Genomic DNA, 26,018 nt, shown 5'->3' with positions numbered 1-26,018 from the left:
GCGATACGGTTCGATGCGGCACTGGCCTGCCGCCCCATCTTTCGCAACCGCTCCCGGTTGCGCGGGACGGACAGGACGCCAGGATGCATGAACCCCGCGGGGCGTTACCAACGTACAATGGATGCATTGTCCACATACCAGGGTCGCTCAGCCCGCCGATCCACTCGCCGCCACACCCAACCAGCCCGGGGGTTGCCCGGCTGCCCGTCCCGAGCAGGCCGCCGCCACGCAATCGGCGAGACTGCCGAAGCGGACCGGCCGCCCGCTAAGGCCCGGCCCGTAATGGGCGTATTTCGCCGAGTTGGTCATCACCACGCGCGCGGTAACTGGGAACAGCGGCTCGCCGATGGTGCACCAGCAGACGTCGGTGACGATCCGCGCGCCGAAGCGTTCCAGTTCGGCGACGATGCCGTCGACGGCGGCCGCCTCCAGCGTTGCGCGGCCGCAGGTGATGACGACCTGAACGTCCGGGTCTTTGGCGCGGCCGCGGGAGAGCGCGGCGAGGCGCTTGAACTCCGCATACGAAAAATGGGGGTTGCCGAGGGACACCAGATCGATCCGCAGACCGGCCGTGGAGTCCGAATCCGTGCCGGATGCCGTATGGAGTGCCGTGTTCAAGGCGGTCCAGTGCGCCGCGAGATCCGCCAGGCTGACCTCGTGGCTCTCCGCGCCGTCCTCCAGCACCGCTTCCAGGGTGGTCGCCTCCGGCGTGATCCCGGCGATGTGGAACATCGGGGCGCTCGATGTGGTGGCGAAGGCGGCACCGAAGGCCTTGAGGTCGTCGGCGCCCGGTCCTGCCTGCTCCAGGCCGGCGATCGCCGGGATGCGGTCGGCGGCAACGGCGCCGACATGATAGCCCAGCAGCGGATAGAAGGAGTCGTCGGCCTCGGGGCAGGATGGGACGGTGATCCGCAGGGTCGCCCGCCGGTTGCCCTCCACATGGCATCCCGACAGCGGCGCCCGGCCGGTCAGCGCGACGCAGATGTCCAGATAGTCGGGATACTTCATGGTGCGGGCGCCCAGCACGCTGTTGGCGTAGACCACCGCATTCGATTCAGACCAGCCGATGTCGTCGCCGCGTCCTGGTGCCCCGTCCAGCAGGTAGGGGGCACAGGTGAAGGTCGGCTGCGCCCCCATCTCCACATACGCATCGGCCAGCGCGCCGGCCGGCTCGCCGACCGCCGCGTCGACCCCTTGCCGGCGCCAGTTGCGGCGGTCGACCGAGATCGCGTTCAGGGTCGTGGGGATGCGGACCCGGCCGCCCCAGTCGCACAGCAGCCGGGCGAAGCGCAGCCCCGCCGGCCCGGTGTAGAGGCAACCGTCGATGTGCGCCTGACGAACGTCGATCAGCCGCCGCGCCTGATGGAAGCCGGCCATGCGCAGGATGATGCGCATCGCGGCTTGCCGCGCGCGGCCGCCCGCCCCCGCCAGCAGCGCGCGGTCGGCCTCCGTCAGTTGGACGCCGGGCGGCGGTTCCTTCGGCACGCTGCCGGGAGCGGCTGCCCCGTCAGCCTGTTCCGGCCGGGAAAGCCGCCGGACGACGGAGCCCGACACCTCCACCCAGGCAGCCCGTGCCAAGGACCGGAACTGTTCGGGTCCGACCACGACCACCGGAATGGACCGTTCGAACATTTCCTCGGCGACGACGACGCCGAGCGTCAGGATGTCGTCCGGCCGCTCCAGAACAAGGGCCGCCGGACCATTCCCGTTCAACAGCAGCTCCAGCATCACGCCGCTCCCCGAGCAGGATCCCCGCCCGCTGGGAAGGGCGAGGACGCTGCCGACCAACGAACGGCCGCTGAGCGGATGATGACGATCGATCACCTGCCCGGTGAAGGAGTCCACCCCACCCCAGAAGCTGAGCGGCATATCGGTATGGAGCAGCTTGCCGACGGCATGGCCGTCGACCAGGCAGCGGCCGGCAGATCCATTCCCGTCATCGGCGATCATCGTTGGTTTTCCCGGCACGGAAAGCGAAAGAGGATGCGAGCCCCCAGGATCTCCCACATCCTCCGTCACGGCAACAGGCCGTATCGCCACCCGCCCCCTTCCCCACGCCCCGCCTTCCGGCACGGCGCCTTCGAACCCCGTGGCTCCGGCCCGGCCGTATGCCTGTCCCGCCGGTCAGCGGCCGGGACGGCGGGGGCCGGTCATCCAGGGCGCGGACAGCCACGGCTGCCATGCCTGCCGGACGAGATCGCCCCACATCCGCATCGGCGCCAGCCAGAGCTCCGCCATCGCGGCGGCGTCCGGTCCGGCCATCCGGTCGGCAGTCTCGGCGGCCGGCCCGCGAAGCGCCGCAGCCGGACCGGCGAGCAGCAGGGGATTGAACACCGCCGATCCCAGCAGGCCGGCGACGGCGTCGAAGGACGGTGTCGCCCGGATCTGGATGGCGACCAGCTCGGCGCCGTCTTCCGGGCTGTCGCGATGGTGAATGCTGATCTCCAGGTTGGGGAGGCGGGCGGTCAGCGTGGTTTCGTCCGGCTTGCGGTCCATGCGCGCGGTTCCTCCAGAGATCGGTGATGCCAGGATATGGGTTTCGCAACTGCGAAGTAACCCTCCCCAAAGGAGGGGGCGGCAACCAAAGTCGGTCCCGGCCGTTGAAGGCAGCATGGACACCACCCTGCCTGCGCCGAAGTCCGGGACCGCCGCCGATGCCGCCGATGCCGCCTCCTTCGAACAGGAGGCGGCCTGCGCCGGCCTGACCTACAGTTGCGACGACACGCCGGGCATCCGACGACGGCGCGCCGGCAAGGGATTCCGCTACCTCTGGCCCGACGGCGCCACGGTGACGGAAGAGGACACGCTGGACCGCATCCGCAAGCTGGCCATCCCGCCGGCCTACCGCGACGTGTGGATCTGTCCCGACTCCGACGGCCACCTGCAGGCGACCGGCCGCGATGCCCGCGGCCGCAAGCAGTACCGCTACCACCGGCGCTGGACCGAGTTGCGCGAAGGCACCAAGTTCGGCCGCATGCTCGATTTCTGCCGCGCGCTGCCGGGCCTGCGCGAACGGGTGGACGCCGACCTGGGCCGCCGCGGCCTGCCGCGGGAGAAGGTGCTGGCCGCGGTGGTCCGCCTGCTGGAAACCACGCTGATCCGCGTCGGCAACGAGAGCTACGTCCGCGAGAACAAGAGCTATGGCCTGACCACCCTGCGGGACGGCCACACCGAGATCGAAGGATCGGAGGTGCGCTTCTCCTTCAAGGGGAAGTCGGGCAAGGCCTGGAACGTCTCGCTGCGCGACCGCCGTCTGGCCCGCGTCGTCCGCGCCTGCCGCGACGTGCCGGGAGACGAGCTGTTCCAGTACCTCGATCCCGCCGGGGAACGGCACAGCATCACGTCCGGCGACGTCAACGCGTACCTGCGCGAGGCCACCGGCGCCGACTTCACCGCCAAGGATTTCCGGACCTGGGCCGGCACCGTGCTGGCGGCGATGGCGCTGAAGGAGTTCGAGACCTTCGACAGCGCCGCCGCCGCCAAGCGCAACGTCACCCGCGCGATCGAGCAGGTGGCGGGGCGGCTCGGCAACACCCCCAGCGTCTGCCGCAAGAGCTACGTCCACCCGGAAGTGCTGGACGCCTATCTCGACGGCAGCCTCCTGGAATCGCTGAAGCATGAGGTCGAGGACGAATTGCGCGACGAGTTGTCCGGCCTCGACGGCGAGGAGGCCGCGGTGCTGGCCTTCCTGCGCGGGCGGCTGGAACGCGAGACCGCCGCGCGCAAGCGCGAAACCACGGCGCGCAAGCGCGAGACCACGCCGCGCAAGCGCGAGGCCGCGCCGGGAAAGAGGCCGGCAGGGTAAGGCCGGGAGGCGGAGCCCGGCCGGCCTGTTCTTCCCGCCGTCACACCGCCGCGGCTTCCGCCGCCTCGGCCTCCCCCTCCACCGGCAGCAGCCGGCGCATGACGAGGCACACCAGATCGCCGGCGATCACGCCGGTGGTGCCGGCATGGGCCTGGACGGAGCGCAGCACCACCTCCGCCCGGTCGCGGGCCGACATGCCGCGGCCGAGGGCAAGGGCTGCGGCCAGCCGTTCCTCGCCGAAGGGCTCGTGCTGGCCGTCGGCCGACCGCAGGATGCCGTCGGTGCACAGGAACAGCGCCTCGTCCTGGTTCAGGACCACCGACGCCTCGGCGTAGGAGGCACCGCGGCGCACGCCCAGCGCCGGGCCGCCGGCGGTGGTCAGGAACTGCACCGTACCGTCCACGCCCACGCGGCAGGCACCGCGATGGCCGGCGGCGGCATGGACCAGCGTGCCGGTCTGCCGGTCATAGACGGCGGCGAAGGCGCTGGCGAAGCCGTTGAACGGGCTTTCGCCGCACAGCCGGTCATTGGCCACTGCCAGGATGGCCGCCGGCGAAAGGCCGGGACGCGCCATCTCGCGCAGGGCGCCGCGCACCATCAGCATCAGGAACGCCGCCGGAACGCCGCCGCCCGACACCCCGGCCACGAGCAGCAGGCTGTGGCGGTCGTCCAGTTCCACCACGTCGTAGAAGTCGCCGCTGACGGCATGGGCCGGCAGAAGGGTGCCGAAGAACTGGCTGTCGCGCCCGGCCGGAAGCTGTCGCGGCAGCAGGTTGGTCTGGACGTCGCGGGCAGCCCGTTGCTCCTCCTCGATCAGGTGTTCGGCGGCGGACAGCTTCTCGCTCTTGGTCTCCAGTTCGGCCGCGCGCATGACGAGTTGGGCGTCCAGCGTCTCCTCCCGCGCCGTCGCCTCCATCGCCATGCGTCGGAAGATGCGCGACAGCCGGCCGAACTCGTCGTCGCGGTCCGCGGCCTCGTTGAGGGTGAAGGGATTGAACCGGCCGGCCTCGGCCGCCTTCACCGCTTCGCTCAGCCGCTCCACCGGCGCCATCTGGTCGCGGGCGAAGCGCGTGGCCGCCCAGAAGCCCAAGGCCAGCACGGCCGCGGCCAGCAGCCCGCCGATCTTCAACTGGCGGCGGACCATCGCTCCCGGCTCGTCATAGGGCAGGCGCACCACGGCCACGGCAGGGGAGCCGGCCGGAGCGGCCCCGGAACCTGCGGCAACAGCGGGGGCGGAAGCGGCGTAGCGGACCGGCGCCAGCGCCAGCAGCCCGCCGCTATCGATCCGGATTTCCATGTCGCTGCCGAGCGCCACCGTCCTGGCCGCGGCGGTCGCCGCCTCCGACAGCGGCCGGGCGGCGGCATCGCCGACCACGGCGCCGCGCGCCAGCACGCGCCCGTCGCGGTCGAGCAGCCAGGCCGCCTCCACCGCGCGGGCGGCGAGCAGCCCGTCGATCAACCCGTCGGTGCCGGACCGGCGCACGATGTCGCCGAGGCGCCCGACGTCGGCACCGACCTGGACGATGCGCGGCCTGTCCACGCCGGCGACGCCGGCGAACTTCATCAGCCGCCCGTTCTCCATCGCCGGTTCGGTGACCATCGAGGTCGGCTGGCGATTGAGCAGATTGGCGAAAGCGGCATGGCGCGGGCCGGACTTGGCGTCCTGGCCGAAGGTCGGATCCGGCCCCGGCTGGTTGTGCAGGTAGGCGCGCCCGCGGTTGTCGGTGACCCACATCTCGTCCGGGCCGCCGGCCTCGGCGATCTGCTTCAGCCGGTCGTTGATCGCCCGCGGCGACTGTTTCGCCGCCTCAGCCAGCGCCACCAGATGGGCGGTCAGCGTCGCCTCCGACAACAGGCGTTCCGACAGCAGGGCATCCACCTCCTGCGGGATGTCGCGGGTCTGGGCGCCGCCGCGGGCGAGCAGGCCGGCCGCCAGACGCGCCTCCGTCTCGATCCGCCCGGTCAGCGCGGCATGCGTCGTCCAGGCCATCGCGGCGGTGACCGCCACCACAGCCAGAAGAACCAGTCCGGTGACCAGAAGGATCAAACGTTGTTGGAACGTCATGGGAATGTGCCCGCCCTTTCGGCTCGTCCGTTCGACTTTCCCTTCGCTTCTACCGGTCCGGACCGCACAAGTCCAGGCACCGGGGAGCACGGGCGGCCAAGGTCACGGACGCCGTCCGCCACGGTTTCGGCGGGCGCGACCGTGGGCGCGGCATTATCCTTTTCGTAACCAGGATGTCCGTAAGACGGACGGTGGCGCCGCCCGGCCGGGCCTGCGCCGCCGTTTCCTTGTTCCGCGGGTCGACGCCGATGCCGATGAATGTCCTCGAGGTCGCGGTCTACGCGATGGTCCTCACCGCAAGCCATCCCAATGCCTACGAATGCGTGGCGGTCAAGCCCGAGGGGGTGAACTGCACCAACGGCCTGTCGGCGAAGGAGGACGGGCCGAACCTGCTGTTCAGCACCGGCATCCGGGTGATCAAGGACAGCCAGGGCCGGGTGCGCCTGAGCAACGGCCTTCAGACCCGCTTCGACAGCTCGGCCTGGGTGGAATTCCAGGACGCCGGCAAGCAGCCGGTGGTGAGCGTCCGCAAGACCGGGCCCCTGCGCTTCAAGTTTTCCAACGGCTACCAATGCGAGGCCATGGGGAACCCGGAGGACATGGCCCGCTGCTACAAGCCCTGACGGCAGGCCGCGGGGGTCCAACGGGTGCTTCGCCGCGCACCCGTTGGAAAGCCACACGCTAGGCCTTTGCTCTTCCCGTTTGATTCATGGTTCAAGCGCTACCGCTTGAAACGATCACACTCTAGCGGTTCAGGCCGCGGCGCTCCATCTCGTCCTCGATGGCGCGGCGGTCCTGGCGGATCTGGCGCTGCTCCTCGCCCAGCCGGTCGTACTGGCTGCGCAGGTCGCGGTCGGAATAATCGCTGTAGGCGCTGCGGCGGGTGTTGCCGGAGGAGCCCTCATAGCGGCGGCCGTCTCGGTTGACGTTCCGGTCCTCGGCCGTGCGGTCCTGCGGGTAGCTGTTGGGGTTGACGGCGCGGTTCAACTGGTCGAGCGCGCCGCCCCAGCCGTTGTTCTGGGACTGGCCGGTCTGGGCATTGGCCACCATCGGCGACGACAGGGCCAGGGCTGCCGCGGCTGCAAGAATATAGGTGCGCATCGGTTGCGTTCCTCGCTCGGTTGTCCTTCACAGGTACAACCAGCGGAACCGGTTTCCGTCACGCCTCCGCGGGATCGGGACCCAGCGCAGCGCGGCCATGCGGCGCGTCGAGGTCGAGCGCCGGCCCCTTCGGCACGATGCCGGTGGGGTTGATGGTGGCATGGCTGCCGTAATAGTGCCGCTTGATGTGGTCGAAGCTGACCGTCGCCGCGATGCCAGGCACCTGGTACAGGTCGCGCAGATAGCCGGACAGGTGCGGGTAGTCGGCGATCCGCCGTTGGTTGCACTTGAAATGCCCGACATAGACGGCATCGAAGCGCACCAGCGTGGTGAACAGCCGCCAATCCGCTTCGGTCAGGCGGTTGCCGACCAGCCAGCGCTGCGTTGCCAGCCGGGCATCGACCTCGTCCAGCGCCGCGAACAGCGCGTCGAAGGCCGCCTCGTACTTGTCCTGGGCGGTGGCGAAGCCGGCCTTGTAGACGCCGTTGTTGATCCGGTCATAGACGAAGGCGTTGACCCGGTCGATCTCCTCCAGCAGCTCCGGCGGGCTGTAGTCGGCGCGGACGTCGGTGAAGGCGTCGAACTCGCGGTTGAGCATGCGGATGATCTCCGCCGACTCGTTGTTGACGATGGTGTTCGTCTTCCCATCCCACAGCACCGGCACCGTCACCCGGCCGCTGTAGCCGGGCTTGGCGCGCAGGTACAGGTCGTAAAGGCGGGTGACGCCGGTGACCGGCTCCGGCCCGGCGAAGGTCCAGCCCTCCGACAGCATCAGCGGCTCGACGACGCTGACGCCGATCACCCCCTCCAGCCGCTTCAGCGCCCGGAAGACCAGGGTGCGATGTGCCCACGGACAGGCCAGCGACACCATCAGGTGATAGCGCCCGGCCTCCGCCGGATAGGGAGTGGAGCCGTCCGCCGACACGCGGTCGCGGAACTGCGCCTCGGTCCGCACGAAGGCACCACCGCTCTTGCTGGTGTCGTACCACTGGTCATGCCACCGTCCGTCGATCAACAGGCCCACGGCTCCCTCCCTTTCGTCAGTGTCGCGCGGCGATCAGCCGTGCAGCTTCGCCGCGATCTCGGCCACATGCCGGCCCTGGTAGCGGGCGCCGTCCAGTTCGACCGCGCTCGGCCGGCGCGAGCCGTCGCCGCCGGCGATGGTGCTGGCGCCGTAGGGCGAGTTGCCCATCACTTCCGACACGCCCATCTGGCCCTGGAAGGAATAGGGCAGCCCGACGATGACCATGCCGAGATGCAGGAGCACGGTGTGGGTGCTGAGGATGGTGCTCTCCTGCCCGCCATGCTGGGTGGCGGTCGAGGTGAAGGCGGCACCGACCTTGCCGACCAGAGCGCCCTTGGCCCATAGGCCGCCGGTCTGGTCGAGGAAGTTCTTCATCTGCGAGGCCATGTTGCCGTAGCGGGTCGGCGTGCCGATGACGATGGCGTCGTACTGCGCCAGTTCGTCGACGGTGGCGACGGGAACGTCACTCTCGTCCTTGTAGTGGGCGGCCTGGCGGACGGCTTCCGGCACCAGTTCCGGCACGCGCTTGACCGCGACCTCGGTCCCGGCGACCGAACGGGCGCCGTCGGCCACCGCCTGCGCCATCTCCGACACATGGCCCCAACTGCTGTAGTAAAGGACGAGAACCTTGGCCATCGTCATCACTCCCTGTCGTCTGTCGTTGCGGAACCGCGCCGCCGGCGGGGCCGGCCGCGGTCCAACAGACATAGGGCATGGAAGAGCGTCCGGTAATCCCGGATCTTGGCACCTCATTGTTTCCGGGTGTAGAACAATGCCATGGATCGCCTCGACGATATGCTCGCCTTCATCAAGGTGGTGGACACCAAGAGCTTCACCGCCGCCGCCGACAGGCTGAACCTGTCGAAATCGGTCGTCTCCCGCCGCATCGGCGAGCTGGAGAACCGGCTCGGCGCCCGGCTGCTCAACCGCACCACCCGCAAGCTCAGCCTGACCGAGGTCGGGCAGGCCTATTACGAGCGCTGCACCCGCATCCTCGCCGACCTGGAGGAGGCGGAGCAGGCGGTCGCCGACCTGCACGCCGCCCCGAGGGGGCGGCTGCGGCTCAACGCGCCGGTCAGCTTCGGGATCCTGCATCTGGCCCCGGCGGTGGCCGAGTTCTTGGAGCGTTATCCGGCCATCGAGATCGACATGGACCTGAACGACCGCTACGTCGACCTGATCGACGAGGGGTACGACATGGCGATCCGCATCGGCCGGCTGCGCGACAGCTCGCTGATCGCCCGCCGGCTGGCGCCGGCCCGCATGGCGCTGTGCGCCAGCCCGGCCTATTTGAAGGCGCACGGCATCCCGCAGACGCCGGAAGACCTGACGCAGCACCGTTGCCTGATCTACACCAACGTCCCCTCGCCCGATCTCTGGCAGTTCACCGTGGACGGGGAGCTGCGCAACATCCGGGTTTCGGGTCCGGTCCGCGTCAACAACGGCGATCTGCTGCGCGAGGCGGCGGTCGCCGGGCTTGGCTTCGTGATATTGCCGACCTTCCTGTGCGGCGAGGCGCTGTCGCGGGGCGAGCTGGTCAGCGTGCTGCACCATGCCGTACGGTCGGACCTGTCGGTGAACGCCGTCTATCCGCAGAACCGCCACCTGTCGCCCAAGGTGCGCGTCTTCGTCGATTTCCTGGTGCAGCGCTTCGGCACGCGCCCGTACTGGGACTGTGCGCTGCTGGACACGCTGCCGCAGGAGGCAGGCGCGTCCGAACAGTGAAGGCGGGCGTTACGACGGCGTGTTGGGCCGGCGGCGGGAGCGCAGGTTCAAGGCGGTGATGAAGTTCGGCTGCTGGCCGACCACAGGACCCTGGGCGACCGGCTTCTTTGGGGCAGTCGACAGGAAGCCGCCGACGCGCCCGCGCAGTTCCACCGCATGCTGCGCCGCCTCGTCCGACTTCTCCGCCACTTCGCGCCGCACTTCCGGATCCAGCGTGTTGAAGGCGCGCGAGGCGAACTCGAAGGCCGGCTGCGACTTCGTGGCGATGACCTGACGCAGTGCCTTGGACACCAGCACGGTGTCGAGCCCGCCCGGCCCCTCCACACCGTCCAGCACGTCGGCGAGAATCCCGATGGCCTGGATGGTGCGGTTGTCGTCCAGGGAAAGGTCGTTAAGGTCCATGCAGATCTTCCGATGTCTCGAGCGGCCCCGACGGGGCTCGGCGCTGCGCGCCGGGCACCAGACCCGGACCGCCCCAAAATCATAGTGTCTGCATCCGCGTCTGGCAATGGAGGGGCGTGGAACGGCGTCCCCCCGTCATGCGGCGACCGGGCGGCGGGCCATCTGGTGCGCCCTCATCGCCATCCACAGGCCCAGCGTCGCGGCGAGGCCGCCGACGAGGAACACCGATGAATAGCCATTGGCGTCAGCCAGCATGCCGACCAGCGGTCCGGTCGCGCCGTAGGCGAGATCCTGGAAGGCTGCGAAGCCGCCGACCGCCGTGCCGCGCAGGTGGGGCGGCACCTGCTTGACGACCTCCGACCCCATGGCCGGGAACACCATCGAGCAGCCGATCCCGGTCAGCAGGGCGCCGGCCAGCGCCGGCACCGGACCGGGAGCCAGCCACAGCAGGTATTGGCCCCCGGCCTCGACCGCCAGCGAGGCGATGGCGACCGGTGTTCCGCCGATCCGGTCAGGCAGATGGCCGCAGAGCAGCCGGACAAGGACGAAGCCGACGCCGAAAAAGGTCAGCCCGAGCCCGGCATGGGGCCAGCCGCGGCTGAGGAAATAAAGGGAGAAGAAGGCGCCCAGCGCAGCGAAGCCGACCCCCTGCAGGCCGACGGCGGCGCCGGCCCGCCAGATCCGGCCGATGATGCGCCAGAAGGACTCGCGCTGGCCGGCATGGGGTGCCACCGCCGGGATCCAGTGGACAGCCGCGAGGCCGAGCAGCGGCAGCACCGTGCAGACGCCCATCAGCCCGGCGAAGCCCAGGCGGTCCAGCAGCGCAAGGCCGAGCGGGCCGCCGGCCGCGAAGGCGCCGTACATGCCGATCCCGACCAGCGACATCACCCTGCCGGACCGGGCATGGCCGACCAGGCCGATCGCCCAGCTCACCATTCCCACCATGGTCAGGCTTTCGCCCAGGCCGAGCAGCAGGCGGCCGGCAACCAGCACGGCATAGCCCCCGGCCACCGGCATGCCCGGCAGGCCGGCCGCCAGGCAGATCAGCCCGGCGGCCGCATACAGGATCAGGCCGCGTTGCATGCACAGCTTGCCGCCCGTCCGGTCGGCACGCACGCCGGCATAGTTGCGCGTCAGGATCGTGGACAGAAAGGCAATCCCGACCGTCAAGCCGCCGAGGCTGTTGTTGAGGCCGAGCTCCTGTACGACATGCACCGGCACCGCCGGGAGCGACATCGCAACGGCAAGATAGGACAGGAACAGCGTCGCCGTCAGGGTGACGACGCGGCGATAGGCCAACTCGGGCCGATCAGTGGAAGACACCTTCGCACACTCCGCATGGAGACCATCGTCCAGCGGGAGTGCGGTACGCAGACATCCGCACCCTCCCCGCCGGAACGCGGGTCGATGGGTGCGTTGGTTGACGTAAACGCTTACGACCGGAATTCCCCTTCGGGCATCATCCGGCAATGATGGAGCCTAGTCGAGGCCCACGGGCAGCGTCAATACGGCACCCGCATCCGCCTCCGGGACGCCGCCCTCAGCCGACCCGCATCGACAGCTCGACGTCGCCGCCGAACGGAACCGACAGGTAGCCGCCGGCTGGCGAGCGCACATGGGCCAGGTAGTCCGGGCTGTCGCCCGCATTGTCGGCAACGATCAGCGCGCCGGGTTTCAGGCGGGCCTCCACCAGCGCCAGGATCTCGGGATACAGTGCCTTGGCGCCGTCGAGCAGCAGCAGGTCGACCGCCTCGGGCAGGTCGCGGCCGAGCGTCCGCAGGGCATCGCCCTCACGTATCTCCACGAGGTCGATGAGCCCGCCGGCCGTCAGATGGTCGCGCGCCCTCGCCACCTTGGATGGTTCGAACTCGCTGGTGATCAGGCGGCCGCCGCCATTGTCGCGCAGCGCCGCCGCCAGATGCAGGGTCGAGATGCCGAAGGACGTCCCGAACTCGACGATCGCCTGCGCCCGGCAACTGCGCGCCAGCATGTAGAGCAGCCGGCCGGTCTCGCGGGAGACCGCGAGCGGGAAATCCTTCAGCCGGCCGTAGAAGTCGGGGTAATCGGTCCTGCTCGTCATCAGGCGTGCCTGTTCCGCGGGGGACAGGGTGGCCAAGGCAGGGCTTGCCAAGGGAGAGCTCGCCTCCGCCTCGTCGAACAGCCGCTGCAGAAGTGGGGCAAGCGGCGTGGTGGTCAGGGTGTTCATGCAGGTCTCCGGTCCGGATGGAGCGCGGTGTTGCGCCCGACCGAAAATACGACTAATCCGTCAGGTTCCCTATTCGCATTGCCGGAGCCGCCATGACCGTCGGCCGAACCGCGCTGATTTCCTCGCGGAAACAGCCCAAGCAAGCCCGCTCCACCGATCTCGTCGCAGCCGTCCTTGAGGCTGCGGCTCAGGTTCTGGCCAAGGAGGGCGCACCGCGCTTCACCACCGCGCGGGTGGCCGAGAAGGCCGGCGTCAGCATCGGTTCGCTCTACCAGTATTTCCCGAACAAGGCGGCGATCCTCTTCCGGCTCCAATGCGAGGAATGGCGGCAGACCAGCGAGATGCTGCGCACCATTCTCGAAGACACCGGCAAGGCACCACTCGACCGGCTGCGCGCCCTGGTTCACGCCTTCGTGCGTTCGGAGTGCGACGAAGCCGGCATGCGCGTGGCGCTCCATGACGCCGCCCCATTCTATCGCGATGCGCCCGAGGCGCAGGAGGTGAAGGCCTCGGGAAAGCGCATCGTCGAGACCTTCATGCGGGAGGCGCTGCCCAACGCGCCGGACAGCACCCGCGCGCTGGCAGCCGACCTTGTCACCACGACGCTCAGCCAGGTGGGAAAGCGTTTTTCCGAAAGCTCGCGTACGCCCGAAGAGATCAATGCCTTCGCCGATGCCATGGCCGATATGGTCTGCGCCTATCTGCGGGAGCTGGAGCACCGCCCCCTGAGGCGTTGAGGCGGTTGCCGGGGCATCTGCCGGTGCCGGCCTGCCTGTCCCGGTTAGCCCACCCCGGTTTCGCCCACCCCGGTCCGATGGAGCAATACCCCGCGCTCACCGCAAGGAGGGAGGGCGCACGGCGGAAGCGCCGGCGGGTGGAAAGGCGGCGCGCAGGTCCGGCCAGATCGCCGGCCAGTCGCCGTCATGCTCCATCCCCGGAACCACCGTGACCGGCGCGGCGATGCGGGCGGCGAAGCCGCGCTGGACGATCGCCGGAACCACCCGGTCCTTGCCGCCGGCGATGTGCCATTGCGGCACCCTGGCGAGACGGCCGGCCTCCTGCGCCGGGTCGAGGGAGCCCGAAAGCGGGGTCAGCCCCTTGGCCTTGGCCCAGGCCGCCAGATCGAGCGGCGCCACCACCGTGACCAGGGCCGCGACGTCGTTCCGCCGCGCCGCCAGCAGCGCTGCCGCCACGCCCCCGCCCGAATAGCCGACCAGCACCAGTTGCCCGGCACCGCTCAGCCGCTCGGCCTCGTCGAGCGCATGGCCGAGCGAGGCCAGCACCTCCGGCGAGAAGCGGTGCGAGGTCCAGTAGCGCGGCTGGCAGGCGGCATCGGCCGACACCCCGCCATACTGGCACGGCCGCCCGAGATAGAGCAGCCGCGCGGCCGGATCGCGGCGGGCGAGCCGGAGCGCCACCGGATTGAGCGGCGTCGGGTCGTTCGACGGCTGGGTCGGGGAGAGCCAGGCGTAGCCGTCCCCCTCGATGTAGACGACCAGCGGCCCCTCGTTGCCCGCCCGCAGCCAGCCGGCCAGCGTGAAGGGCGGCGCGTCGAAGCGGTGCGGCAGCAGCCCCGCCGAGCGCGCCGCCGCATCGGCTTCGGCGAGCCGCTCGGCCGGCATGGCCGTGCAGGCGGCGAGGCCGACCATGGGGAGCAGGATGCGGCAAAGCCCGAGGACAGCGCGGCGGCGTGCATCCCCGAGGCCGGGGGCGGAAACGGCAAGGCCGGCGCTGTTTTGCAAGCGCCGGCCTTCCATGGAACCCTCTCGATGTCCGGAGATGGTCAGATCGAAATCCGCAGCGACTCCCGGCTGGCCGGCGGGGCATCGGACACCGACGACGTCAGCGGGCGGGGCGGCATGGCCGGGCGCCCGGCCATGGCACCCGGCGCGGCGGGTGCCGGCGGCTGGGCCGCCGGGGCGGCCACCGGCGCCGCTGCGGCCTGCTGGGCGGCGACGAACTCGCCCTGGGCGGTCAGGCCGCTGGCGACGTTGCGGTTGATGTTGACCAGCGTGTCGATCTTGGAGAAATCCAGGTCCACCAGGCGGCTGGTCGTTTCGCGGTCGACCAGCAGCGAGAGCGCGGCGATGTTGGTCCGCACCTCCGGCGGATGACCGCAATCCTCTTCGGTGATCGCCGCCTGGAAGATCGTCCACAGCCGCTGATTGAGCTGAAGGGCTTCGCGGAAAGCCTTTTCATCCTTGGCATGGGCGGCGGCGATCATGCGGCGCGCCGCTTCTGCAAGGGCCCACGCCTCGACGTCGCGCGGATTGTCCGAGGTCGGCTTGTTGGCGTAGGTGGGAGTCGGCTTCATTCCAAGACCCTTCGGGGGAGAACCCATCCGATCGGGGCGTACCTGCCCCTTACGTTGCTTCCGAAGTGTCGATGATCCGCCCGGTTTTGTCAACGCAACGGGGGTACTTCCACCGCCTCTCCGGGCGTTGCCGCAAACTGGTCACACCCTGCAGCCGTCCCGGGGGGCCGGGCCGCGCGCCGCGCCTCCAGGAGATCGTCCGCGGCGGCTGCCACGGCGTCCTCCGCGATCCCGTCCATCAGCCCGCGGGCACCGGCATCCGCGGCGACGAGGGCCAGCAGATCCGCCCGCGGCACGCTGCCGGTCACCGCGCGGCCCCCCGAACCCCAGGGGCCGTAGATCTCGGGATAGCCCGGCCCGAACAGCCCTACCGTCGGCACACCGGCCGCGGCCGCGATGTGCATGAGCCCACTGTCGTTGCCGACATACAGCGCGGCCCGCTCCAGGCAGGCTGCGGCGGCCATCGGATCGGTACGGCCGGTCAGGTCGATCGCCCGTGGTCCCAGCGCCTCCAGCACCGGAAGCGCCCGCTCGCGCTCCGGTCCGGCGGCAAGAACCGCGACCCGCGCTCCCTCCAGCGGACCGCCCGCCCCGGTCAGCCGCAGGGCGAGCCGGGCGAAGCGGTCCGCCGGCCATTCCTTGCCCTGCCAGTTGGCCGTCGGCCCGATGGCGAGGAAGCGGCCGGTGCCGGCCGGGATCAGCGCATCGGCCTCGGCGCGTGCGGCGGCGTCGATCCACAGCCGTGGTGCCGGGGGAGGCGACAGGCCGAGCACCGCGGCATTCTCCTCCACCTTGTGCATCGGGCGGGCGGCCTTGGCATGGAAGGCACGGCGCCGGGCCGGCACCAGCCGCCCGACCGCCGAGTTGCGCAAATCCACCACGAGGTCCCAGCGGGTCGTCACGCAGTCCAGCCACAGCCGCAGCCAGTGCCGGGCGAAGGAGCGCTTGGGCAGCGGGATCAGCCGCTCCAACCCCGGCACCGCGCGGAACAGCGGCGCCGGCAGCGGCCCGCAGGCCACCGTCAGCCGCGCGCCGGGGAAGCGCTCGGTCAGGTGGCCGAGCAGTCCGGTCGACAGAACGGCGTCGCCCAGCCGGTTGGAGGTGATGAAGAGGATGCGACTCATGACGCTCCCTTCGCGGCCACCCCGGCCTCCCGGCTCCGCTGCGGGTCGTCGTCCTGCCCGCCTCCGGCCTTCGGCCGGCCGCCCCTCAGCATCAGTCCGCGCGACATCACCCACAGTGCCGGCAGCAGGACGGCCAGCGGCATGGCGTACATCAGCGGCACGAACACCGTCGCCTTGCCGGCGAGGCTGGTCAGGCCCAATGCCGCCGCCTGCAGCCCCATCACCAGGAGGACGGCGATGGTGACGCGGGAAGACTGTCCGCGCCGGTTGAACTCGCCGGACAGCAGCGAGGCCAGCGCGACCAGCGCGTAGGACAGCGCCAGGAGGGGGGACGAGAAGCGGTGGTGGAGCTCCGCGATCAGGCCGCGGCGCATGCGGTCGTCCTGGGCCGGCGCGTTCCCCGACATCAGGTCGGTGGTCGAGCGCTCGCGCGCGTCGGGCCAGCGGTCGGCCTCCTGCGGGGCCACCGCCTTCAGGTCCACGGCGTAGCGCTCGAAATAGAGCTGGGACAGGCGGCCGGTCTTGCGGTCCAGTTCCTGGCGGTTGCCGTCATAGACGACGAAGCGCGTGCCGTCCGGCCCGGTCTGCATCACCGCCCTGTCGCCCATGATGGTGACCGGCTTGTCCGGCTGGCGGCCGTCATGGATCAGCACCTTGTGCAGGTTGCCGTCGGAATCGCGGTCGCGCAGGAAGACGCTGAAGCGGTCGCCCACCTCGTTGAACACGCCCTCGCGCAGGAAGAGCTGCGAGTAGTCGCTGCGCACGGCATATTCCATGCGCACCAGTTCGCGATGGGCCGCCGGCGTGATCCAGATGTTGAGCGTGAAGACCACCGCCATCACCCCCAGGGCCAGGAGGATCGCCGGCTTGGACAGGGAGAAGGGGCCGACGCCGGCGGCGCGCATCACCACCAGCTCGCTGTCCGCCGCCATCTTGTTGTAGGTGAACAGGATGGCGCCGACCAGCGCCAGCGGCAGCACGATGCCCAGGAAGGTCGGAACCGTCAGCAGCAGCAGCCACAGGAACATGCCCATCGGCGCACCGGCGCTGACCACGATCTCGATCAGCCGCAGGGACTGGCTGAGCCAGATGGTCAGCGTCAGGCCCGCCGTCGAGTAGAGGGTGGCGATCAGCAGGTTGCGGAACAGATACCGTTGCAGTCGGTTCATGGACGTCGGCCGGGGAAACACTCGGGCCGCAAGCTGACCGTCCCGGCCCGCCGGGTCAAGTGTTGAAAACCTGTCCGCCGGACGAGGCGGCTCCGGGCCGCTCCGCCATCGCCCGGGCGCCGGGCCGGGAAAGCACTGGCGCCCGGTGCGGGCAGCCGCTAAGACGGAGGGCATGGCGACCATCCAGGAAGCGCTGAACGCGGCGCTGGCGTACCACCAGGCCGGCCGTCTGGCCGAAGCGGCAGCACTGTACCACGCCGTGCTCGACGCCGCGCCGGGCCATGCCGACGCCGCCCACCTGCTGGGGGTCGTCCACCTCCAGTCCGGCGAGCCCGAGCGGGCCGCCGCCCTGATCCGCACCGCCATCCAGGCGAACCACCGCGTCGCCGACTACCATGACAACCTCGGCAGCGCCCTCAAGGCGCTCGGCCGGCCGGAGGACGCGGCGGCGGCGCACCGGCAGGCCCTGCGGCTGCGGCCGGATTTCGCCCAGGCGCTCTACAATCTCGGTAACGCGCTGGAGGCGCTCGGCCGCCTCGACGAGGCGGCGGCAGCCTTCCGCCAGGCGGCGGCGCGCAAGCCGGGCTATGCGAAGGCGCGCTTCAACCTCGGCAACGTGCTGGCTGCCCTCGGGCGACGCGAGGAAGCCGACAGCGCCTTGCGCGCCGCCGTCGCCGATGACCCCGGCTTCGTCGAAGCGCATGCCAATCGCGGCCAACTGCTTCTGGCGATGAGCCGCCCGGCCGATGCCGCCGCGACACTCGCCCGCGCGCTCGCCCTTCGGCCCGACCATGCCCCGGCGCTGGCCAACCTTGCGGCTGCACTGCTGGCCCTGGGCGAGCGGGAAGCGGCGGAGCGCGCGGCCCGCCGGGCCGTCGCGGTCCGGCCCGACCGGGACGAGGCGCTGCTGCGGCTGGGAGAGGTGCTCCAGCAGGGGAACCGGCTGGGGAAGGCGGCGGAGGTCTATGCCGCAGCCCTCGTCCGCAATCCGGCGCTGGCGGAGGCGCACGCCAGCCTGGCCCTGGTCCGGCAGATCCAGGGGCTGCTGGACGCGGCGGAGGCCGGCAACCGCCGGGCGCTGGCGCTCGACCCCGGGCTTGCCGACGTGCGCTCCAACCTTGCCTATCTGCAGCTCTTCCGGCCGGGGGTGACCCTGGCGGCCGTCCTCGCCGCGCACCGCGACTGGGACGCCGTGCACGGCGCGCCGCACCGCGGGCACTGGGCGAGGCCGCGGCGGTCGGCCCGAGGGAAAGGCACGGTGGCAGTGGCGGCGAAGGGGAAGGCGGCGGCCCAGGCAACCGCCGCGGCGGGGCCGCTGACCGTCGCCATCCTGTCCGGAGACTTCCGCCGCCATCCCGCCGGCCTGTTCGCCGTCCGCACGGTGGAGGCGCTGCCGGCCCAGGGCATCCGTCTGGCACTCTACGCCAACCAGACGGACTCCGACGACGTGACCGACCGGTTCCGCCGGGCGGCGGAGCGGTGGATTCCGGTTGCCGGCCTGTCGGACGCGGAACTGGCGGCGCGCATCCGCCAGGACCGGCCGGACGTGCTGATCGACCTCGCCGGCCATAACGCCCGCGGCCGGCCGGGGGTGTTCGCGCGCAAGCCGGCGGCGGTCCAGGTGGCCTGGTCCGGCTACATGGCGACCACCGGGCTGGCCGCCATGGATGCGCTGGTCGCCGACCGCCATCATGTCCCGGAAGGCATGGAGCCCTTCTACACCGAGCGCATCCTGCGCCTGCCGGGCGCCTTCATCGCCTACGACCCTCCCGGCGGCCTGCCCGTCGAGGAGGAGGCGCTGGCCCTGACGCCCCCCCCCTGCCTGACGGGGGCGCCGGTCACCTTCGGCTACTTCAACATCCTGACCAAGCTGAACGATGCCGTTCTGGCCGCCTGGGCCGCGATCTTCGCCCGGCTGCCGCAGGCGCGGCTGCTGATGAAGACGAAGGCGCTGTCGTGCCCGGACACGGCGGCGCTGTGGCGCGCCCGCCTGACCGCCGCCGGCATCGCGCCGGACCGGGTCACGATGGCCGGCGGCAGCTCCAGCCTGGACCATATGCGTCACTGCGCCCTGGTCGACGTGGCTCTCGATCCCTTCCCCTTCTCCGGCAGCACGACGACTCTGGAGACGATGTGGATGGGGGTGCCGGTCGTCACCCTGCCCGGAGAGACCTTCTCCAGCCGCCACTCCCTGGCCTTCCTGAGCGTGGCCGGGGTCGAGGGATGCGTCGCCGCCGATCCCGCCGCCTATGTGGAGCGGGCCGTCGCCTGGGCGTCCGATCCGCAGGGCTTGGCCGAGCTGCGGCGGACGTTGCGGGCACGGATGGCCGAGGGCCCGCTGTGCGACGGTCCGCGGCAGGCGATCGCCCTGGCCGGCGAACTCCGGCGGTTGTGCGCCGGCGATGCATGACACCATTGTAACCGGTTGCTGATTGTATTTGGCGCGAATTGCAGCGATGATCCTGTCGTCCGCCGAGCGCACGGTCCTGGTTCCCCGGGTGGCAGCGACGGCACCGGCAGCGAGGATGCCGGGGCGAAATGCTCCTTCACCCCCGCCACTGCGGAGAGCGTCGATAATCGATCCGACAGCGATACGCCGCGTGATCGCGGACGTCGAGCAGGCGGTCGGCGCAGCCAGTGCCTCCGGCACGGCAGCGGGCTTCGACGCCGGCATGGCGCTTGCTCATCTCTACACGGTCTATGCGCAAGGTGTTTTGCGCCGCCATGGCGTCGTGGTCGACCTGGAAGACCTGTGCCGCCTCCCCTGGGGAACCAAACAATCCCCCCGTCGTTGAGCGTGCGATGCCGGAGCGGCCCAACACTTGCGGGAGGCGGCGCATGCTCAGCCCTCGACGACTTGCCTTCACGTTCGGCGCCGCGATGACGGCGCTTGCGCTCGCCGGGTGCGGCGACGAGGCGACGCTGCCGGTTTCGGCGGGCACCGGGCCGAACCCGACCTTGCCCGCCCCCCGCTCATCGCTGATCCCGACGGTGAAGATCGCCGATGCCGTGGGCTGGCCGCAGGGAGGGCAGCCCACCGCCGCCCAGGGACTGAGCGTCACCCCCTTCGCCACCGGGCTGGACCATCCCCGCTGGCTGCTCCCCCTGCCCAACGGCGACGTGCTGGTGGCGGAGACGAACGCCCCGCCCAAGCCCGAGGACGGCACGGGCATCCGCGGCTGGGTCATGGGCCTGCTGATGGGCAAGGCCGGCGCCAAGACGCCGAGCGCCGACCGCATCACCCTGCTGCGCGACACCGACGGCGACGGCCGTGCCGACAGCCGCACGCCGTTCCTGGAGGGGCTGCGCTCGCCCTTCGGCATGGCGCTGGTCGGCAACGACCTGTACATCGCCAACACCGACGCGGTGGTGAAGGTGCCCTACCGCGAGGGCGACACCAAGGCCACCGGCCAGCCGTTCAAGGTGGTCGACCTGCCCGGCGGGCCGATCAACCACCACTGGACCAAGAACATTATCGCCAGCCCCGACGGCGGCAGGCTCTATGCCACAGTCGGCTCCAACAGCAACGTCGCCGAGAACGGCATCTCGGCTGAGCAGGACCGCGCGGCAATCTGGGAGATCGACCTGAAGACCGGAGCCCACCGGATCTTCGCATCCGGCCTGCGCAATCCCAACGGCATGGCATGGGAACCGGAAAGCGGCATCCTCTGGACCGCCGTCAACGAAAGAGACGAGATCGGCAGCGACCTCGTTCCCGACTACATGACCTCGGTGAAGGACGGGGGATTCTACGGCTGGCCCTACAGCTATTACGGCCAGCATATCGACAAGCGCGTGGAGCCGCAGCGTCCCGACCTGGTCGCCAAGGCCATTCCGCCGGACTATGCGCTCGGCCCGCACACCGCGTCGCTGGGCTTGGCCTTCTCGCGCCCGGGCAGCCTGCCGCAGGCGCTGACCCATGGTGCCTTCATCGGCCAGCACGGGTCTTGGAACCGCGAGCCGCCCAGCGGCTACAAGGTGATCTTCGTGCCGTTCGCGAACGGCAAGCCCTCCGGCCCGCCGGTGGACGTGCTGACCGGCTTTCTCTCCGAGGATGGCAAGGCGCTCGGCCGGCCGGTGGGCGTCGCACTGGACGGGCGAGGCGCCCTGCTGGTCGCCGACGATGTCGGCAACGCCGTCTGGCGGGTCAGCGGCAGCGGATCGCCGCAATCGGCGGAGGGGCCGACGGAGAAGCCGGCGGCCCCCCTCCCCTTCCGGCCCTGATCGCGCGATACTGGCGGGATGATCTATCTCGACCATCTCGCTTCGACGCCGCTCGATCCGCTGGTGCTCGATGCCATGCTGCCCTGGATGCGTCCGGGCTCCGTCGGCAACCCCCATGCCGCCCACGCTGCCGGCTGGCGCGCCGCCGACGCCATCGAGGAGGCCCGGCAGCAGGTCGCAGCACTGGTCGGGGCGCAGCCGGGCGACGTGGTCTTCACCTCGGGCGCTACCGAGGCGAACATGCTGGCCCTGCTGGGCGGCCTGCCGCCCGGCGGACGCTGCGTCGTCTCCGCGGTGGAGCATCCCAGCCTGCTCGCCTGCCTGCCGGAATTGCGGCGGCGCGGCCATCCGGTCGAAATGCTGCCGGTGGATGGCGCCGGCTGCGTGACCCCGGACGACCTGGACGACGCCCTGTCCGGCTGCGGCGGTGAGCCGGCGCTGGTTTCGGTCATGGCGGCCAACAACGAGATCGGCACCCTCCAGCCGCTGGCGGCGCTCGCCGACGTCGCGGCCCGGCATGGCGCGGTGATGCACAGCGACGCCGTGCAGGCGGTGACGACGGTGCCGGTGGACATGACGGCGCTGGGGTTGCAGGGCTTGAGCCTGTCGGGCCACAAGATGTACGGACCGATGGGGATCGGGGCGCTGGTCGCTCGTGCGCCTCTGCGTCCCGTTCCGGCCGCCCCCGGGGGCGGACAACAGCGCGGCCGGCGGCCCGGCACCCTGCCGACGCCGCTCTGCGTCGGGCTCGGGGCCGCCTGCCGCCTGGCGCGCGAGCGGCGCGACGAGCAGGCCCTTCGCCTCAGGACCCTGAGGGAACGGCTGTGGCTGGCCCTGCGGGACCGGCTGCCGGGCATCCGGCGCAACGGTGCTGAGGACGGCCTGGCCGGCTGCCTGCATATCACGCTGCCGGGCGTCGATGCCGCCGACCGCCTTCTCGACCTGCCGGACATCGCCGTCGCCACCGGTTCGGCCTGCCACAGCGGCAGCGGCGAGCCGTCGCACGTCCTCCTGGCCATCGGGCTGACTGCCGGCGATGCCCATGGCAGCCTGCGCTTCGGCCTGGGCCACGGAACGACGGCGGAGGAGGTGGACCGGGCCGCCGACCGGCTCGCCGCGGTGCTCGCCGATCCGGAGCCTCTCCATCGCAAAGGCGCCGGGATCGGGTGATATGACTTCGGCTGCCGCAGGTCGCGCGGGGCGCCGAACGCGCGAGCGGGGCGAACCCTGCCGGTCGACTATGCCGCGGGCACCGGCCCGGGCCGGATATAGGCGAACATGTGCGGCACGTAGTCAGCCTTGCCGACCTCGACTCCCTGGTTCCGCAAGATCGAATAGGCTGCGACGGTGTGGAAATAGAACTGCGGCAACGCCCAGTCACGGGCGAACTGCTCCCCGGTCATGTCGAAGGTCAGTCCGCCCGGAAGCTCGATCGCGATCGGCAGAGCCGCACCGGCGTCCAGGGCGTCGTCGGCGAGGCCATCAAGATACGACAGGGCTTCGCTGACCCGCACCTGCGCATCCCCGAAGGATCCGGGGTTGTCGCCCGCGTTGCGCGCTTCGGCGAGCACGGCATCGAGATATGCGGGAACAGCCTCCCCGCGCAGGCGGAAGGTCGCCTCCTGGGCCTGGTAGGCGGCGAAGCGGACCTGGGCGGCAAGTGGGTACATATCGGGCGCCAGACGCGCGGACAGCAGGCTTTCGGCCCGATCGGGCATCTGCCGCTCCATCTTGGCCAGCAGCCCGGCAAGCGTCCGCAGCATGTTGCGGTAAGTGGGCAGGAGCAGGTCGGTCAGGGACATGGGGGACCCTCGCGATAGGAGAGCCGCAAGATCTATCATGGCTCCGGCGGAAACGGCCAGCCTCGCCAAGGGCGTCAGGGGCGCTTCCACCCAGTCGCCGGCTATCCGGGCCAGTCGCGGATCATGGTGCCGAGGGCCCTGGCACCCCGTCGACAGCAGTCGCGACCGGCGGCCTCCGGTCTTCCGTGCATAGCCCCGTCAGTCATCAAGCCTATGCGGCTCTGAAGAACCATGCAGTTTCCCAGATGCGGCAAGCTGCCGGGATTTCGTTAAGGGTCGAAACCATTGCTTCACCATGGGGACCAAAGTCGTATTGCCAGTCCTTCCTGCCGCAGCACTTCCCGCCATCGATCACGGCCGGGCGAAATGATGGCTGCGGGAAAGGAGCATTATTCCAACAGGTCGTTGGACATGCGACTATTGTGTGACTTGATAACCAATCGTTTCAATTAGACGCAACCCGTAACCTTCTCGAAACTCATACGGTGGTATGCTACCCGCCATACGGCATATGTTAGGGATTGGGGGCAGGGCATGAGCAGGTTCCTCGCACGCTTCAGCATCAGCATGAAAATCGGCGCCGTGGTCGTGTGGATGGCATTGACGGCTGCCCTTCTGGGCACTCTCGGTGTTGTCGCAATGGGGACCTACAACGAGCGTGTCGACGACATCCAGGGCCAGTCCAAGCGGGCACTGCTCGGCGAGCAGATGAATGGCCTGATCTACAAGGTGGTCATGGACAGCCGCGGCCTCTATGCCGCCCAATCGAAAGCCGAAATCGAGAGCTTCGCCAAGGCCATCACCGAGTCGACCGCACAGATGGGAAGCCGGATGGCCGAGTGGAAGACCCTGCTGCCGCCCGACCGCAAGGCCGATTTTGCGGCGCTGGAGAAGGCCGTCGGCGAGTTCGTCCAGCTTCGCAACGAGACGGCGCGCCTCGGCGCCGAGGCTGGACCGGACGAGGCGAACAAATACGGGAACACCAATGCCACCCGCGCCAACCGCAAGGCTCTCGGCGAGGAGCTGGAGCGGCGGTCGCAGCAGAACTACCTGGGCATCCAGCGTGCCAACGACGAGTTGGACGCCTACAGCACGCGCATGCTGACGCTGATGCTGGTCATCGGCGTCGGCGGCATCGGTGCGGCACTGGCCGGCAGCATCGTGATCTCCCGTGTCGGCATCGCCCGTCCCATCTCGGAAATCACCGGAACCATGACGCGCCTCGCCCATGGCGACCTCGGCGTCGCGGTGGTCGGCAGCGAGCGTGGCGACGAGATCGGCGGCATGGCCCGTGCCATGGAGATCTTCAAGAGCAACGCCATCGACCGTGAACGCATGGCAGCCGCGGAGGAGGCCGAACGCCAGGCCAAGGAGCAGCGGGCTGCCGCGGTAGAGCGCCTGATCGAGGGCTTCGACAACGGCATGTCCGGCATCCTGCGCACCGTCAGCGCCGCCGCGACCGAGCTGGACGCCACCGCGCAAAGCATGACGCTGACCGCCGAACAGACCAACAGCCAAGCGGCCAGCACCGCCGCCGCCGCCGAACAGGCATCGGTCAACGTCCAGACGGTTGCCGCGGCGACCGACGAGCTGTCGGCCTCGATCCGCGAGATCAGCGCTCAGGTGGCTCGTTCCACGGCGATCGCCGGGCAGGCGGTGAACCAAGCGGAGGCGACCAACGGCCGCGTCCAGGGGTTGGTCGAGGCGGCCCAACGCATCGGCGAGGTGGTGCAGCTCATCACCGACATCGCCAGCCAGACCAACCTGCTGGCGCTCAACGCCACCATCGAGGCGGCCCGCGCCGGGGAGGCCGGCAAGGGGTTCGCCGTGGTTGCGAGCGAGGTGAAGAACCTCGCCAACCAGACCGCCAAGGCCACGGACGAGATCGCCGGCCAGATCTCTGCGATGCAGCAGGCAACCGGCGAGGCCGCGTCGGCGATCACCGGGATCGGCGCCACCATCGGCAGCATCAACGAGATCGCCACCACCATCGCCTCGGCGATCGAGGAGCAGGGGGCCGCCACCGGCGAGATCGCTCGCAACGTGCAGGAGGCCGCCCGCGGCACGGAGATGGTCACCCTCAACATCACCGACGTCAGCCGCGGCGCCACCCAGACCGGCTCGGCAGCCTCCCAGGTGTTGGGCGCGGCGGGCGAACTGTCCCGCCAGTCGGAAATGATGAAGACCGAGGTGGAGCGCTTCCTCTCTGGCATCCGCGCGGCCTGAGGCCGCGCATGAGGAGGGGCAAGGGAGGCCGCGGTGTCTCCCGCCCCCCCATCCCGGCCTCAGAACACCAGGCGCGCCCCCACCTTCACGACCGTGCCCGATGACTCGCCGCCGCTGTCGACCGCCGTGTCGGCCATGAGCTGCCAGCGCGGCGTGAGCTGGTAGGACAGGTCCGCAAGATAGCGGTCCGTGGTGTCCGCCCCTTCCGCCTCGGAATGCCGCACCCGCAGGGACAGCTTCATGTTGCCGTGGCCGTAAGCCAGCGCCGCATTGAGGCTGCGCATTGCCACGCCGCCGGAGTCCTCCTGCTGGCGCAGGTCGCCGTCGAAGGTCACGCTCTGCCAGGTGAACTGCGTCCCGACGATCCAGGACTGGCGCGGCAGGCGGTAGCTGTCGCCGCGCACCCGCGCCCGGCTGGTCCCGGCGGTCAGCCGCGCATTGACGCCGCCGACGGTGACGGTCTTCCGGATCGCCGCCTCGACGAGATGCAGCGCCTCCCGCGGATCGGGGAGTTCCGCGGCGCCGCGCGGCAGCGGCGTATAGCTGGCGCCGAGTTCGAAGCCACGCACCGGCGGCGTGTAATAGGTCAGCTTGGCCGTGCCGGTTCCCGGTGCCGCCGTCAGCGGCAATGCCCCGGCTGCCACCAGCCGGCTGCGCGCACCGTCGGTCTGGCCGATTTCCAATTCCCCCCAGGAAACATCGACCTGAAAGAAGCGCTTCTGATCAGAAATGCTATCCTTCTTGTAGAGAATGTCCGCTGAAACCGACCCGGCTGAAAAGATCGTCAGTGCCGCCAGAATAGGCAGAAAGATCGGTCGTTTCATCGGGAGG

24 protein-coding genes are annotated in these 26,018 nt (G+C 70.2%); 9 read left to right on the top strand and 15 right to left on the bottom strand.

Features of this window, described 5'->3' with window-relative positions; genetic code table 11:
• Positions 1-147 precede the first annotated feature (147 nt).
• The gene (gene lhpI / locus J2850_RS09985; protein ID WP_209981138.1) at positions 148-1,950 is read right to left on the bottom strand and encodes a cis-3-hydroxy-L-proline dehydratase; all 1,803 of its coding nucleotides are present in this window, start codon (positions 1,948-1,950) and stop codon (positions 148-150) included.
• A 174-nt stretch (positions 1,951-2,124) separates the two neighbouring features.
• The gene (locus tag J2850_RS09980) at positions 2,125-2,496 is read right to left on the bottom strand and encodes a hypothetical protein (RefSeq protein ID WP_209981136.1); all 372 of its coding nucleotides are present in this window, start codon (positions 2,494-2,496) and stop codon (positions 2,125-2,127) included.
• Positions 2,497-2,611: 115 nt separating this feature from the next.
• On the opposite strand from J2850_RS09980, the gene J2850_RS09975 reads away from it, so the two are divergent.
• Positions 2,612-3,805 carry a DNA topoisomerase IB gene (locus J2850_RS09975; protein ID WP_209981134.1) on the top strand — a complete coding sequence of 398 codons (1,194 nt, stop codon included), beginning with the start codon at positions 2,612-2,614 and terminating at the stop codon, positions 3,803-3,805.
• 40 nt (positions 3,806-3,845) lie between these two features.
• Here the strand turns inward: J2850_RS09975 and J2850_RS09970 are convergent, their stop codons facing one another.
• A complete protein-coding gene (locus tag J2850_RS09970; RefSeq protein ID WP_209981132.1) occupies positions 3,846-5,870 on the bottom strand; it encodes a PP2C family protein-serine/threonine phosphatase in 2,025 nt (674 codons plus the stop codon).
• Positions 5,871-6,118: 248 nt separating this feature from the next.
• On the opposite strand from J2850_RS09970, the gene J2850_RS09965 reads away from it, so the two are divergent.
• Entirely contained in the window at positions 6,119-6,493 is a 375-nt protein-coding gene (locus J2850_RS09965) for a hypothetical protein (RefSeq protein ID WP_209981130.1), read from the top strand.
• Positions 6,494-6,614: 121 nt separating this feature from the next.
• Here the strand turns inward: J2850_RS09965 and J2850_RS09960 are convergent, their stop codons facing one another.
• Genes J2850_RS09960 through wrbA form a run of 3 tightly spaced genes read right to left on the bottom strand, consistent with a single transcriptional unit; the run spans position 6,615 to position 8,631 of the window.
• Positions 6,615-6,971, bottom strand: a complete 357-nt coding sequence (locus J2850_RS09960; RefSeq protein WP_209981129.1) for a hypothetical protein — start codon at positions 6,969-6,971, stop codon at positions 6,615-6,617.
• Positions 6,972-7,029: 58 nt separating this feature from the next.
• A complete protein-coding gene (locus tag J2850_RS09955; protein WP_209981127.1) occupies positions 7,030-7,995 on the bottom strand; it encodes a glutathione S-transferase family protein in 966 nt (321 codons plus the stop codon).
• 33 nt (positions 7,996-8,028) lie between these two features.
• Complete coding sequence (gene wrbA, locus J2850_RS09950; RefSeq protein ID WP_209981125.1) at positions 8,029-8,631, bottom strand: NAD(P)H:quinone oxidoreductase; 603 nt, start codon at positions 8,629-8,631, stop codon at positions 8,029-8,031.
• Between the two features lie 141 nt (positions 8,632-8,772).
• On the opposite strand from wrbA, the gene J2850_RS09945 reads away from it, so the two are divergent.
• Positions 8,773-9,720 carry a LysR family transcriptional regulator gene (locus J2850_RS09945; protein ID WP_209981123.1) on the top strand — a complete coding sequence of 316 codons (948 nt, stop codon included), beginning with the start codon at positions 8,773-8,775 and terminating at the stop codon, positions 9,718-9,720.
• A 9-nt stretch (positions 9,721-9,729) separates the two neighbouring features.
• Here J2850_RS09945 and J2850_RS09940 read toward each other — a convergent pair whose 3' ends face one another.
• The 3 genes from J2850_RS09940 to J2850_RS09930 all read right to left on the bottom strand — a co-directional run bounded on the left by J2850_RS09940 (position 9,730) and on the right by J2850_RS09930 (position 12,328).
• Positions 9,730-10,122, bottom strand: a complete 393-nt coding sequence (locus J2850_RS09940; protein WP_209981121.1) for a hypothetical protein — start codon at positions 10,120-10,122, stop codon at positions 9,730-9,732.
• A gap of 135 nt (positions 10,123-10,257) precedes the next feature.
• Positions 10,258-11,445: an MFS transporter gene (locus J2850_RS09935; RefSeq protein WP_209981119.1), complete on the bottom strand. Its 1,188-nt coding sequence runs from the start codon at positions 11,443-11,445 to the stop codon at positions 10,258-10,260.
• 217 nt (positions 11,446-11,662) lie between these two features.
• Positions 11,663-12,328, bottom strand: a complete 666-nt coding sequence (locus J2850_RS09930; RefSeq protein WP_209981118.1) for an O-methyltransferase — start codon at positions 12,326-12,328, stop codon at positions 11,663-11,665.
• Positions 12,329-12,420: 92 nt separating this feature from the next.
• On the opposite strand from J2850_RS09930, the gene J2850_RS09925 reads away from it, so the two are divergent.
• Positions 12,421-13,065 carry a TetR/AcrR family transcriptional regulator gene (locus J2850_RS09925; RefSeq protein WP_209981116.1) on the top strand — a complete coding sequence of 215 codons (645 nt, stop codon included), beginning with the start codon at positions 12,421-12,423 and terminating at the stop codon, positions 13,063-13,065.
• Between the two features lie 96 nt (positions 13,066-13,161).
• On the opposite strand, the gene J2850_RS09920 is transcribed toward J2850_RS09925, so the two are convergent.
• From J2850_RS09920 to lptF, 4 genes are all read right to left on the bottom strand, one after another.
• Positions 13,162-14,070: an alpha/beta hydrolase family protein gene (locus J2850_RS09920; RefSeq protein WP_209981114.1), complete on the bottom strand. Its 909-nt coding sequence runs from the start codon at positions 14,068-14,070 to the stop codon at positions 13,162-13,164.
• 41 nt (positions 14,071-14,111) lie between these two features.
• The gene (locus J2850_RS09915; RefSeq protein ID WP_209981112.1) at positions 14,112-14,642 is read right to left on the bottom strand and encodes a flagellar biosynthesis regulator FlaF; all 531 of its coding nucleotides are present in this window, start codon (positions 14,640-14,642) and stop codon (positions 14,112-14,114) included.
• A gap of 89 nt (positions 14,643-14,731) precedes the next feature.
• On the bottom strand, positions 14,732-15,766 hold the full coding sequence (locus tag J2850_RS09910; RefSeq protein ID WP_209981110.1) for a glycosyltransferase family 9 protein: 1,035 nt from the start codon (positions 15,764-15,766) through the stop codon (positions 14,732-14,734).
• Entirely contained in the window at positions 15,763-16,935 is a 1,173-nt protein-coding gene (lptF, locus tag J2850_RS09905) for an LPS export ABC transporter permease LptF (RefSeq protein ID WP_246512952.1), read from the bottom strand. The genes J2850_RS09910 and lptF overlap by 4 nt, the downstream gene beginning before the upstream one ends.
• A 172-nt stretch (positions 16,936-17,107) precedes the next feature.
• Between lptF and J2850_RS09900 the strand changes: the two genes are divergently transcribed.
• The 4 genes from J2850_RS09900 to J2850_RS09885 all read left to right on the top strand — a co-directional run bounded on the left by J2850_RS09900 (position 17,108) and on the right by J2850_RS09885 (position 22,329).
• Positions 17,108-19,345, top strand: coding sequence for an O-linked N-acetylglucosamine transferase, SPINDLY family protein (locus J2850_RS09900; RefSeq protein WP_209981108.1), 2,238 nt, complete (start codon positions 17,108-17,110; stop codon positions 19,343-19,345).
• A 190-nt stretch (positions 19,346-19,535) separates the two neighbouring features.
• Positions 19,536-19,730 (top strand): hypothetical protein, encoded by a 195-nt coding sequence (locus tag J2850_RS09895; RefSeq protein ID WP_211113849.1) that lies wholly within the window; start codon positions 19,536-19,538, stop codon positions 19,728-19,730.
• Positions 19,731-19,773: 43 nt separating this feature from the next.
• A complete protein-coding gene (locus J2850_RS09890) occupies positions 19,774-21,159 on the top strand; it encodes a PQQ-dependent sugar dehydrogenase (RefSeq protein ID WP_209981107.1) in 1,386 nt (461 codons plus the stop codon).
• Positions 21,160-21,177: 18 nt separating this feature from the next.
• Complete coding sequence (locus tag J2850_RS09885; protein ID WP_209981105.1) at positions 21,178-22,329, top strand: cysteine desulfurase family protein; 1,152 nt, start codon at positions 21,178-21,180, stop codon at positions 22,327-22,329.
• 68 nt (positions 22,330-22,397) lie between these two features.
• Here J2850_RS09885 and J2850_RS09880 read toward each other — a convergent pair whose 3' ends face one another.
• Positions 22,398-22,961: a DUF1993 family protein gene (locus J2850_RS09880; protein ID WP_209981103.1), complete on the bottom strand. Its 564-nt coding sequence runs from the start codon at positions 22,959-22,961 to the stop codon at positions 22,398-22,400.
• A gap of 534 nt (positions 22,962-23,495) precedes the next feature.
• Here J2850_RS09880 and J2850_RS09875 point away from each other — a divergent pair.
• Positions 23,496-25,187, top strand: coding sequence for a methyl-accepting chemotaxis protein (locus J2850_RS09875; protein WP_209981100.1), 1,692 nt, complete (start codon positions 23,496-23,498; stop codon positions 25,185-25,187).
• Between the two features lie 59 nt (positions 25,188-25,246).
• Here the strand turns inward: J2850_RS09875 and J2850_RS09870 are convergent, their stop codons facing one another.
• Positions 25,247-25,918, bottom strand: a complete 672-nt coding sequence (locus J2850_RS09870) for a porin (protein WP_343206879.1) — start codon at positions 25,916-25,918, stop codon at positions 25,247-25,249.
• Between the last annotated feature and the right edge of the window lie 100 nt (positions 25,919-26,018).

Source organism: Azospirillum picis (genome assembly GCF_017876115.1).
GTDB lineage: Bacteria > Pseudomonadota > Alphaproteobacteria > Azospirillales > Azospirillaceae > Azospirillum > Azospirillum picis.
Note: the sequence above shows the minus strand (reverse complement) of the source record. Positions and strands in the feature narration are given on the sequence as shown.

Excerpts from the sequence above, each read along its gene's own strand:
- J2850_RS09945 (WP_209981123.1), top strand. The coding sequence starts at position 8,773 with ATGGATCGCCTCGACGATATGCTCGCCTTCATCAAGGTGGTGGACACC.
- lptF (WP_246512952.1), bottom strand. The coding sequence starts at position 16,935 with ATGAACCGACTGCAACGGTATCTGTTCCGCAACCTGCTGATCGCCACC.
- J2850_RS09910 (WP_209981110.1), bottom strand. The coding sequence starts at position 15,766 with ATGAGTCGCATCCTCTTCATCACCTCCAACCGGCTGGGCGACGCCGTT.
- J2850_RS09970 (WP_209981132.1), bottom strand. The coding sequence starts at position 5,870 with ATGACGTTCCAACAACGTTTGATCCTTCTGGTCACCGGACTGGTTCTT.
- J2850_RS09975 (WP_209981134.1), top strand. The coding sequence starts at position 2,612 with ATGGACACCACCCTGCCTGCGCCGAAGTCCGGGACCGCCGCCGATGCC.
- J2850_RS09980 (WP_209981136.1), bottom strand. The coding sequence starts at position 2,496 with ATGGACCGCAAGCCGGACGAAACCACGCTGACCGCCCGCCTCCCCAAC.
- J2850_RS09880 (WP_209981103.1), bottom strand. The coding sequence starts at position 22,961 with ATGTCCCTGACCGACCTGCTCCTGCCCACTTACCGCAACATGCTGCGG.
- wrbA (WP_209981125.1), bottom strand. The coding sequence starts at position 8,631 with ATGGCCAAGGTTCTCGTCCTTTACTACAGCAGTTGGGGCCATGTGTCG.
- J2850_RS09960 (WP_209981129.1), bottom strand. The coding sequence starts at position 6,971 with ATGCGCACCTATATTCTTGCAGCCGCGGCAGCCCTGGCCCTGTCGTCG.
- J2850_RS09925 (WP_209981116.1), top strand. The coding sequence starts at position 12,421 with ATGACCGTCGGCCGAACCGCGCTGATTTCCTCGCGGAAACAGCCCAAG.
- J2850_RS09965 (WP_209981130.1), top strand. The coding sequence starts at position 6,119 with ATGCCGATGAATGTCCTCGAGGTCGCGGTCTACGCGATGGTCCTCACC.
- J2850_RS09930 (WP_209981118.1), bottom strand. The coding sequence starts at position 12,328 with ATGAACACCCTGACCACCACGCCGCTTGCCCCACTTCTGCAGCGGCTG.
- J2850_RS09915 (WP_209981112.1), bottom strand. The coding sequence starts at position 14,642 with ATGAAGCCGACTCCCACCTACGCCAACAAGCCGACCTCGGACAATCCG.
- J2850_RS09890 (WP_209981107.1), top strand. The coding sequence starts at position 19,774 with ATGCTCAGCCCTCGACGACTTGCCTTCACGTTCGGCGCCGCGATGACG.
- J2850_RS09875 (WP_209981100.1), top strand. The coding sequence starts at position 23,496 with ATGAGCAGGTTCCTCGCACGCTTCAGCATCAGCATGAAAATCGGCGCC.
- J2850_RS09900 (WP_209981108.1), top strand. The coding sequence starts at position 17,108 with ATGGCGACCATCCAGGAAGCGCTGAACGCGGCGCTGGCGTACCACCAG.
- J2850_RS09885 (WP_209981105.1), top strand. The coding sequence starts at position 21,178 with ATGATCTATCTCGACCATCTCGCTTCGACGCCGCTCGATCCGCTGGTG.
- lhpI (WP_209981138.1), bottom strand. The coding sequence starts at position 1,950 with ATGATCGCCGATGACGGGAATGGATCTGCCGGCCGCTGCCTGGTCGAC.
- J2850_RS09940 (WP_209981121.1), bottom strand. The coding sequence starts at position 10,122 with ATGGACCTTAACGACCTTTCCCTGGACGACAACCGCACCATCCAGGCC.